4 protein-coding genes and 1 pseudogene are annotated in these 1,394 nt (G+C 56.2%); all 5 read left to right on the top strand.

Going from position 1 to position 1,394, the window contains the following annotated elements; all coding sequences use genetic code 11:
- Positions 1-85, top strand: a pseudogene (locus tag WH5701_RS00535) (50S ribosomal protein L29); the annotation flags it as partial.
- A gap of 15 nt (positions 86-100) precedes the next feature.
- Entirely contained in the window at positions 101-388 is a 288-nt protein-coding gene (rpsQ, locus tag WH5701_RS00530; RefSeq protein ID WP_006169854.1) for a 30S ribosomal protein S17, read from the top strand.
- Positions 385-750, top strand: coding sequence for a 50S ribosomal protein L14 (rplN, locus tag WH5701_RS00525; RefSeq protein WP_006169852.1), 366 nt, complete (start codon positions 385-387; stop codon positions 748-750). Before rpsQ ends, rplN begins: the two co-directional genes overlap by 4 nt.
- A gap of 2 nt (positions 751-752) precedes the next feature.
- Complete coding sequence (gene rplX / locus WH5701_RS00520; protein ID WP_006169851.1) at positions 753-1,109, top strand: 50S ribosomal protein L24; 357 nt, start codon at positions 753-755, stop codon at positions 1,107-1,109.
- A 41-nt stretch (positions 1,110-1,150) separates the two neighbouring features.
- On the top strand, positions 1,151-1,394 hold a 244-nt coding region (gene rplE / locus WH5701_RS16240; protein WP_071934149.1), incomplete at its 3' end, for a 50S ribosomal protein L5.

Here is a 1,394-nt window from a genome sequence, read left to right as displayed (position 1 = left end):
CACTCACCGTTTCAAAGAGGCCCGCATCAAGCTGGCCCAGCTGCTGACGGTGCAGTCGGAGCGGCAACGCTCCACCGCGTCGTGATCCCCATCTCTAACCATGGCAGTTAAAGAACGGGTCGGCACCGTCGTCAGCGACAAGATGGAGAAAACAGTGGTGGTCGCGGTGGAAACCCGCTTCCCTCACCCCATCTATCAAAAGACGGTCAGCCGCACCACCCGCTACAAAGCCCACGACGAAGACAACTCCTGTCGTGTCGGAGACCGTGTTCGCATCACGGAAACCCGTCCGATGAGCCGTCAGAAACGTTGGGCGATTGCTGAAGTACTCAGCCACAGCCCAAAAGCTGCAGCTGCTGAAGCGAAAGCAGAGGAGGCCAACCAGTGATCCAACAGGAATCGTTCCTCACCGTTGCCGATAACAGCGGTGCCAAACGCATCCAGTGCATTCGTGTTCTGGGTACCAACCGTCGCTATGCCCACGTCGGCGACGTCATCGTCGCCGCTGTCAAAGATGCGATGCCCAACATGGGTGTCAAAAAGTCTGACGTGGTCAAAGCTGTGGTGGTCCGCACCAAAGCAACACTGCGTCGTGAAACCGGCAATTCGATCCGGTTTGATGACAACGCTGCCGTAATCATCAACGACGACAAAAACCCCAAGGGCACTCGCGTCTTCGGACCTGTTGCCCGCGAACTGCGTGAGCGCAGCTTCACCAAAATCGTGTCCCTCGCTCCGGAGGTGATCTGACCATGGCGACAGCAACCTCCAAACCGAAGGCCGTTGAGCGCATCAAAATGCGCATCCGAAAAGGTGACACCGTTCAGGTGATTGCCGGAAAAGACAAGGGCAAAACCGGCGCAGTTCTCCGGACACTGCCCAATGAAAACCGCGTCATCGTGGAGGGCGTCAATATGCGCACCCGTCACGAGAAACCCTCCCAAGAGGGTGAAAGCGGTCGCATTGTCACCGAGGAAGCATCACTGCATGCCTCCAATGTGATGCTCTATTCCACCGATAAAAAGGTGGCAAGCCGCGTTGAAATCGTTGTCGAGAAAGACGGCACGAAGAAGCGCAAGTTGAAGAAAACCGGTGAAGTCCTCGACTGATCCCGACTTCTGACCAAGCCCAGAAGCACCTCACCCCCGTTATGTCACTCAAGAAGCGCTACCGGGAGACCATTCAGCCCAAACTGCTGAAAGATCTCTCCCTCTCCAACATCCACGAAGTCCCGAAGGTGGTGAAAGTCACCGTCAACCGCGGACTCGGCGAAGCTGCGACGAATGCCAAGTCTCTCGAGGCTTCGGTCAAGGAGCTTGCACAGATCACCGGCCAAAAAGTGGTTGTGACCCGTGCGAAAAAAGCAATCGCAGGTTTCAAAATTCGCCAAGGCA

The sequence above is a fragment of the Synechococcus sp. WH 5701 genome (genome assembly GCF_000153045.1).
Lineage (GTDB): Bacteria > Cyanobacteriota > Cyanobacteriia > PCC-6307 > Cyanobiaceae > Regnicoccus_A > Regnicoccus_A antarcticus.
The sequence above is the reverse complement of the archived record's forward strand: the minus strand, read 5'-3'. Positions and strand labels throughout refer to the sequence as shown.

Excerpts from the sequence above, each read along its gene's own strand:
- rpsQ (WP_006169854.1), top strand. The coding sequence starts at position 101 with ATGGCAGTTAAAGAACGGGTCGGCACCGTCGTCAGCGACAAGATGGAG.
- rplX (WP_006169851.1), top strand. The coding sequence starts at position 753 with ATGGCGACAGCAACCTCCAAACCGAAGGCCGTTGAGCGCATCAAAATG.